This window comes from Pseudomonas sp. F220, from assembly GCF_057813935.1.
In genome coordinates this window covers 75,381-82,466 of sequence record NZ_JBVASJ010000026.1, presented here as the reverse complement: position 1 = coordinate 82,466, position 7,086 = coordinate 75,381, and the positions used below count along the sequence as shown (strand labels likewise).

Here is a 7,086-nt window from a genome sequence, read left to right as displayed (position 1 = left end):
AACTGAAGCGTAACCGCTGTCGAAAACTGCGTAACTCTTTGTTTACCAAGGAGTTTTCCGTTTCGACTGCGCCGGAAGTGGGGCGAATTATAGACTTACAGAATCTGCCGTCAAGGGTTAATTACGCCTTCCTATCAATAACTTGCAGAAAGCCGAAAATCTGGCTGTTTTCCCTCTATATAGAGAGCAGAACAGCCGCGTCTATGTAGAGGGAACCCTCAGAGCACCCCAGCCTCTTTAAAAGCCGCGACCACAGATGCCTCAAGGCCCAACACCCGCTGCAGAACCTCCAGCGTGTGCTCGCCTAATAGAGGAGGCGCATTGCGGTATTCAACCGGCGTCTCAGAAAGACGGATCGGGCTAGCCACCTGTGGAACCAGCCCAGCCAAAGCATGAGGTAGCTCAATTGCCAGCCCACGCGCCTGAACCTGCGGATCGGCAAACACCTGAGCCAGATCATTGATCGGCCCACAAGGCACGCCGGCCTGCTCCAGCTGCGCTACCCACTCAGTAGTTGTCTTGAATACCGTTGCCTGACGGATCAGCGGGATCAATACCGCCCGATTGGCTACCCGCAGCTTGTTCGTGGCAAACCGAGGATCGTCCGCCCATTGTGGCTGCCCGGCCACTTCAGCAAACTTGCGAAACTGTCCGTCGTTCCCAACGGTAAGAATGAAGTCACCATCTGCGGTCGGGAAGTCCTGGTATGGCACGATGTTCGGATGAGCATTCCCTAACCGCTTGGGCGCAACTCCAGTGGTCAGGTAGTTCATTGCCTGGTTGGCCAGACAGGCCACTTGAACGTCCAACAGCGCCATGTCGATATGCTGACCGCCGCCGTCATGATTCCGATGAGCCAGCGCAGCCAGAATCGCGACTGTCGAGTAGAGCCCGGTCAGAATATCCGTCAGTGCCACTCCGACCTTCACCGGCCCGGCACCTTCGCTACCTTCAGGCCGACCAGTCAGACTCATCAAGCCGCCCAAGCCCTGAATCATGAAGTCATAACCGGCACGTTTGGCATAAGGTCCCGTCTGACCAAAGCCTGTGATCGAGCAATAGATCAGCTCAGGGTTAAGCGCCTTGAGCGACTCATAGTCCAGACCATAAGCCGCCAGACCACCAACCTTGAAGTTCTCGATCAAGATGTCGGACTTGGCCGCCAACTCACGCACCAGGTGCTGACCTTCCGGGCGCGTGAAGTCGATGGTGACCGATTGCTTGTTGCGATTGGCCGACAAGTAATAGGCAGCCTCGCTGGTGTTCTCGCCATAGGCATCTTTTAGGAAGGGTGGCCCCCAGGCGCGCGTGTCGTCGCCATTACCCGGACGCTCGACTTTGATCACCTCGGCCCCGAGATCCGCAAGGATCTGTCCGGCCCAAGGACCGGCCAGCACACGTGACAAGTCCAATACCCGTAGATGCGAAAGCGCGCCCATGGACGTTCTCCTATTAATAGAACGCCTGGATGCCGGTTTGCGCACGACCAAGAATCAGCGCGTGCACGTCATGAGTACCTTCATAGGTATTCACCACTTCCAGGTTGACCAGGTGACGGGCGACTCCGAACTCGTCGGAGATACCGTTGCCACCCAACATGTCACGGGCCATACGAGCGATGTCCAGGGACTTGCCGCACGAGTTGCGCTTCATCATCGAGGTGATCTCGACGGCTGCGGTACCTTCGTCCTTCATACGGCCGAGACGCAAGCAACCTTGCAGGGCGAGGGTGATCTCAGTCTGCATGTCGGCCAGTTTTTTCTGGATCAACTGAGTGGCTGCCAATGGCCGGCCAAACTGCTGACGATCCAGCGTGTATTGGCGAGCGGTGTGCCAGCAGAACTCAGCAGCGCCCAGCGCACCCCAGGAGATGCCATAACGGGCCGAGTTAAGGCAGGTAAAAGGGCCTTTCAAACCACGGACGTCCGGGAAAATGTTCTCTTCTGGCACAAACACGTTATCCATGACTATTTCGCCGGTGATGGAGGCGCGCAGACCTACCTTACCGTGAATCGCCGGAGCGCTCAGACCTTTCCAGCCTTTCTCAAGTACGAAGCCGCGGATGTCGCCGGCATCGTCCTTACCCCAGACCACGAACACATCGGCGATCGGGCTGTTGGTGATCCACATTTTGCTGCCAGTCAGGCTGTAGCCGCCTGCCACTTTGCGTGCACGCGTGATCATCGCGCCTGGATCGGAACCATGATCCGGCTCGGTCAGACCAAAGCAGCCGATCCACTCACCAGAGGCAAGCTTGGGCAGGTATTTCTGTTTCTGCGCTTCAGTACCGAACTCATTGATTGGCACCATTACCAAAGAAGATTGCACACTCATCATCGAGCGATAGCCAGAGTCGACACGCTCGACTTCACGGGCAATGAGCCCGTAGCTGACATAGTTCAAGCCGCTGCCACCGTATTGCTCTGGGATGGTGGCGCCCAGCAGGCCAATCTCACCCATCTCGCGGAAGATCGCCGGGTCGGTCTTTTCATGGCGGAAAGCTTCGAGAACGCGCGGTGCCAGTTTGTCGCGAGCAAATTGCTCGGCGCTGTTGCGCACCATGCGCTCTTCTTCAGTGAGCTGTTGATCCAGCAGCAGGGGATCGATCCAGTTGAAGCTAGCTTTACCGCCCATGAGTGAGTCCTCGCGAATCAGGTCAAATATCGTGGACTGATCCTAGGCCGGGCCAGCAGATACAGCAAACGAGGATTTTGCATGCTGTTGTGCTAATTTCTCACTCCGTAATAGCGTGAAACCGCTTATTGACGCTTTATTAGTGAGGTTGCCGTACATGCGCAGGAAGATCCCGAGCACAGCTGCGCTGATCAGCTTTGAAGCGGCAGCCCGGCACGAGAGCTTTACCAAGGCCGCCCAAGAGCTGTCTCTGACGCAGGGAGCCATTTGTCGGCAGATAGCCGGTCTGGAGGAGTTCTTGAGTGTCGAACTGTTCCGACGCTCACGACGAGGAGTGAAGCTGACCGAAGCAGGGCTGTCTTATAGTCGCCGGGTCGCGACCCAACTGGACGCAGTAGAGCGCGACACGCTATCGGTGATGGGGCAGCAGGGCGCCAACGTCATCGAGCTGGCTGTGGTCCCCACCTTTGGCACTCAATGGCTGCTACCGCGGCTCAAGGATTTCCAGCAGTGCCATCCAGAAGTCACAGTCAACCTGACCAACCGCACTCGACCCTTTCTGTTCGCCGACACTGACTTCGATGCGGCGATTTACTTTGGCGATGCTGATTGGTCAGGCACTGAGTCTCATCGGCTGATGGGTGAGAGCCCTATGCCGGTTTGCAGCCCACGACTTCTGGGCCTTCGAAGCCAATTTAGCGCCGAAGAGATCGCCGAACTGCCACTACTGCAACAGACCACCCGGCCTTATGCCTGGCGCCAATGGTTCAACTCACAGAGCCTAAATGTTCCGCGCGACATGACAGGGCCGCGCTACGAGCTATTCTCCATGCTTGCCCAAGCCGCCATGCACGACATGGGCATCGCATTGATTCCACCGTTCCTGATTCAGCGGGAGTTAGCGGAGAAGCGATTAGTAGTCGCCAACCCCCAGGCACTGTCCAGCATCAAGGCGTATTACCTGATGATTCCTGACCGAAAGGTCGAATCGGCCTCTTTACGGGCATTCCGGGATTGGCTAGTGAACCAGGCACAGAGCTACAGCCTAGAAGAATAGGGACTATCAATAATTAGCTGACCTCGTAGTCAGCAAATTAAAATCACTACGGATATAACTATATGTCGCTTTTAAGAAAACTGTACTGACAAGAGGCACAATCGTCCCATACGCACCTAAAGACGTGGCTTCCAGCGTCTATTTCGAAGCAATGCCACCTCATTCACAGCGCCAATGTGTAAATTCTCGAATTCTAGCCAGAATCCATACAAGGCACGGGTTACAAGGGATCAAGCCATACTGTTGCGACATTCGGTCACAGGGTGACTTGTAGTTAATTTTCCGTCACCCATCATAATCCCTTGAAGGGCACAAAGTTCGCCTGCAAAATGCCGCGCCTCGCCCTGATTACGGCGGGGTCGTGCTGATCGGCCGCCCCAGTAGCACCATCCGGAGTGCGCTGGCCTTCTTATAAAGATCAAAGCAATAAGATCATGCAGGAGATTTGACGTGCACATTGGTGTTCCTCTCGAAACCCAGACGGGTGAAACGCGGGTTGCTGCAACCCCTGAAACCATCAAGAAGCTGATCGGCCAGGGTCATAAAGTCACTGTGCAAAGCGGCGCCGGCGTTAACGCCAGTGTTGTCGACAGTGCCTATGAAGCAGTAGGTGCGACCATTGGCAGCGCCAACGATGCGTTCGGTGCAGAGCTGATTCTTAAAGTTGTCGCTCCCAGCGACACCGAGCTGACCCTGATCAAAAGCGGCACCGTGCTGGTCGGCATGCTCAACCCGTTCAGCAATGAAACCATTGCCAAACTGGCCGAGTGCGGCATTACGGCCTTCGCGCTGGAAGCCGCTCCGCGCACCTCCCGCGCTCAAAGCCTTGATGTGCTGTCCTCCCAGGCCAACATTGCCGGCTATAAAGCCGTGCTGGTGGCCGCCTATCACTATCCACGCTTCATGCCGATGTTGATGACGGCTGCGGGCACCGTGAAGGCAGCACGGGTACTGATTCTCGGCGCAGGCGTTGCCGGTTTGCAGGCGATCGCTACCGCCAAACGTCTGGGCGCAGTGATTGAAGCGTCCGACGTGCGTCCGGCCGTGAAAGAACAGATCGAATCCTTGGGCGCCAAGTTCGTCGACGTGCCTTACGAGACTGATGAGGAGCGCGAATGCGCCGTGGGTGTCGGCGGTTATGCGCGGCCAATGCCTGCCAGCTGGATGCAGCGTCAGGCACTGGCGGTACACGAACGCGCTAAGCAGGCGGACATTGTCATTACTACCGCGCTGATTCCTGGGCGCAAGGCTCCGGTATTGCTGAGTGCTGAAACCGTCGCGCAAATGAAACCCGGCTCGGTGGTCATCGACCTTGCAGCGGCCCAAGGCGGCAACTGCCCGCTGACGGTAGCCGATCAGGTGATCGTCGCTCACGGCGTGACCATCGTCGGCCATACCAACCTGGCGGCACAGGTCGCTGCAGACGCCTCGGCGCTGTATGCCCGCAACCTGTTGGACTTCCTGAAGCTGGTCTTCACGCCAGAAGGCCAATTCCAGATCAACCTCGAAGACGACATCGTCGCCGCGTGCCTGATGTGCCGCGACGGCCAAGTCATCCGCAAAAACGCCTAAGCAGGGATTCAGACGATGGAAGAGCTTATCTCCCCCGGTATCTACAACCTGATCATCTTCGTGCTGGCGATTTATGTCGGTTATCACGTGGTCTGGAACGTTACACCTGCACTGCACACGCCATTGATGGCGGTGACCAACGCCATTTCGGCGATTGTCATCGTCGGCGCCATGCTGGCCGCTGCTTTGACCGTCACCCCGCTGGGTAAAACCATGGGCACGCTGGCCGTGGCTCTGGCGGCGGTAAACGTGTTCGGTGGCTTCCTGGTGACTCGACGCATGCTGGAAATGTTCAAGAAGAAAGCCCCCAAGGCTAAAGAACTGCCGGTAGAACAAGGGGTGCAGAAGTAATGAGTATGAATCTGGTAACAACCCTGTACCTGATCGCGTCGATCTGCTTCATCCAGGCACTTAAAGGCTTGTCTCACCCGACCACCTCCCGACGCGGCAATGTGTACGGCATGTTGGGTATGGCGCTGGCAATCATCACGACTGTCGGCCTGGTCTACAAACTCGGCGCAGAGCTCGCTACAGCGGGCATTGGCTACGTCATTGTCGGCTTGCTGGTCGGCGGCACGGCCGGTTCGATCATGGCCAAGCGCGTTGAGATGACCAAGATGCCGGAACTGGTCGCCTTCATGCACAGCATGATCGGTATGGCCGCCGTATTCATCGCCATCGCTGCTGTCGTCGAGCCGCAATCACTGGGTATCGTCAAGCACCTGGGTGATTCGATTCCTGCCGGTAACCGCCTGGAGCTGTTCCTGGGTGCGGCCATTGGTGCCATTACCTTCTCGGGTTCGGTGATCGCCTTCGGCAAACTGTCGGGCAAGTACAAGTTCCGCCTGTTCCAAGGCGCACCGGTACAGTTCGGCGGCCAGCACAAATTGAACCTGGTGTTAGGCCTGGCGACTCTGGGCCTGGGCGTCACCTTCATGCAGAGCGGCAACCTGAATGCCTTCGCGCTGATGCTGGCACTGGCCTTCGTCCTCGGCGTGCTGATCATCATCCCTATCGGCGGTGCCGACATGCCAGTCGTGGTGTCGATGCTTAATAGCTACTCCGGCTGGGCTGCGGCGGGTATCGGCTTCTCGCTGAACAACTCGATGCTGATCATCGCAGGTTCCTTGGTGGGCTCGTCCGGTGCCATCCTCTCGTACATTATGTGCAAGGCGATGAACCGTTCGTTCTTCAACGTATTACTCGGCGGTTTCGGCAATACAGCGGACGCGGCTGGCCCCGCCGGCTCGAAAGAGGCCCGTCCGGTGAAGTCCGGCTCGGCTGACGATGCGACCTTCCTGCTGACCAACGCCGACACCGTGATCATCGTGCCGGGTTACGGTCTGGCGGTAGCCCGTGCGCAGCACGCACTCAAAGAGCTGACCGAGAAGCTGACCCATCGCGGTGTAACCGTGAAGTATGCGATCCACCCCGTAGCCGGTCGTATGCCAGGCCACATGAACGTCCTGCTGGCTGAGGCCGAAGTGCCTTACGACCAGGTGTTCGAGATGGAAGATATCAACTCTGAGTTCGGCCAGGCCGATGTGGTGCTGGTGCTCGGCGCCAACGATGTGGTCAACCCGGCGGCGAAGAACGATCCGAAATCGCCGATTGCCGGCATGCCTATTCTCGAAGCGTTCAAGGCCAAGACCATCATCGTCAATAAGCGCTCGATGGCCAGCGGCTATGCCGGTCTGGACAACGAACTGTTCTATCTGGACAAGACCATGATGGTTTTTGGCGACGCCAAGAAAGTTATCGAGGACATGGTCAAAGCAGTCGACTAAGACCTGCTTCAGCGCAATACCGAAAACCCTGGCCTT

6 protein-coding genes are annotated in these 7,086 nt (G+C 57.2%); 4 read left to right on the top strand and 2 right to left on the bottom strand.

The annotated features are described in order from the left end of the window. Positions 1-218: 218 nt before the first annotated feature. Positions 219-1,439, bottom strand: a complete 1,221-nt coding sequence (locus ACZYSM_RS20430) for a CaiB/BaiF CoA transferase family protein (RefSeq protein ID WP_489073947.1) — start codon at positions 1,437-1,439, stop codon at positions 219-221. A 13-nt stretch (positions 1,440-1,452) separates the two neighbouring features. After that, positions 1,453-2,634: an acyl-CoA dehydrogenase gene (locus ACZYSM_RS20425; RefSeq protein ID WP_489073945.1), complete on the bottom strand. Its 1,182-nt coding sequence runs from the start codon at positions 2,632-2,634 to the stop codon at positions 1,453-1,455. Between the two features lie 157 nt (positions 2,635-2,791). Here ACZYSM_RS20425 and ACZYSM_RS20420 point away from each other — a divergent pair, with 157 nt between their 5' ends. The 4 genes from ACZYSM_RS20420 (at position 2,792) to ACZYSM_RS20405 (ending at position 7,050) form a co-directional block, all read left to right on the top strand. Next, positions 2,792-3,691, top strand: a complete 900-nt coding sequence (locus ACZYSM_RS20420; RefSeq protein WP_489073943.1) for a LysR family transcriptional regulator — start codon at positions 2,792-2,794, stop codon at positions 3,689-3,691. Between the two features lie 450 nt (positions 3,692-4,141). Then, on the top strand, positions 4,142-5,263 hold the full coding sequence (locus ACZYSM_RS20415) for a Re/Si-specific NAD(P)(+) transhydrogenase subunit alpha (RefSeq protein ID WP_489073941.1): 1,122 nt from the start codon (positions 4,142-4,144) through the stop codon (positions 5,261-5,263). Positions 5,264-5,278: 15 nt separating this feature from the next. Further along, positions 5,279-5,614 (top strand): NAD(P) transhydrogenase subunit alpha part 2, encoded by a 336-nt coding sequence (locus tag ACZYSM_RS20410; protein ID WP_489073939.1) that lies wholly within the window; start codon positions 5,279-5,281, stop codon positions 5,612-5,614. Then, positions 5,614-7,050: an NAD(P)(+) transhydrogenase (Re/Si-specific) subunit beta gene (locus tag ACZYSM_RS20405; RefSeq protein WP_489073937.1), complete on the top strand. Its 1,437-nt coding sequence runs from the start codon at positions 5,614-5,616 to the stop codon at positions 7,048-7,050. The genes ACZYSM_RS20410 and ACZYSM_RS20405 overlap by 1 nt, the downstream gene beginning before the upstream one ends. Positions 7,051-7,086: the final 36 nt, after the last annotated feature.

Excerpts from the sequence above, each read along its gene's own strand:
- ACZYSM_RS20430 (WP_489073947.1), bottom strand. The coding sequence starts at position 1,439 with ATGGGCGCGCTTTCGCATCTACGGGTATTGGACTTGTCACGTGTGCTG.
- ACZYSM_RS20425 (WP_489073945.1), bottom strand. The coding sequence starts at position 2,634 with ATGGGCGGTAAAGCTAGCTTCAACTGGATCGATCCCCTGCTGCTGGAT.
- ACZYSM_RS20420 (WP_489073943.1), top strand. The coding sequence starts at position 2,792 with ATGCGCAGGAAGATCCCGAGCACAGCTGCGCTGATCAGCTTTGAAGCG.
- ACZYSM_RS20410 (WP_489073939.1), top strand. The coding sequence starts at position 5,279 with ATGGAAGAGCTTATCTCCCCCGGTATCTACAACCTGATCATCTTCGTG.
- ACZYSM_RS20405 (WP_489073937.1), top strand. The coding sequence starts at position 5,614 with ATGAGTATGAATCTGGTAACAACCCTGTACCTGATCGCGTCGATCTGC.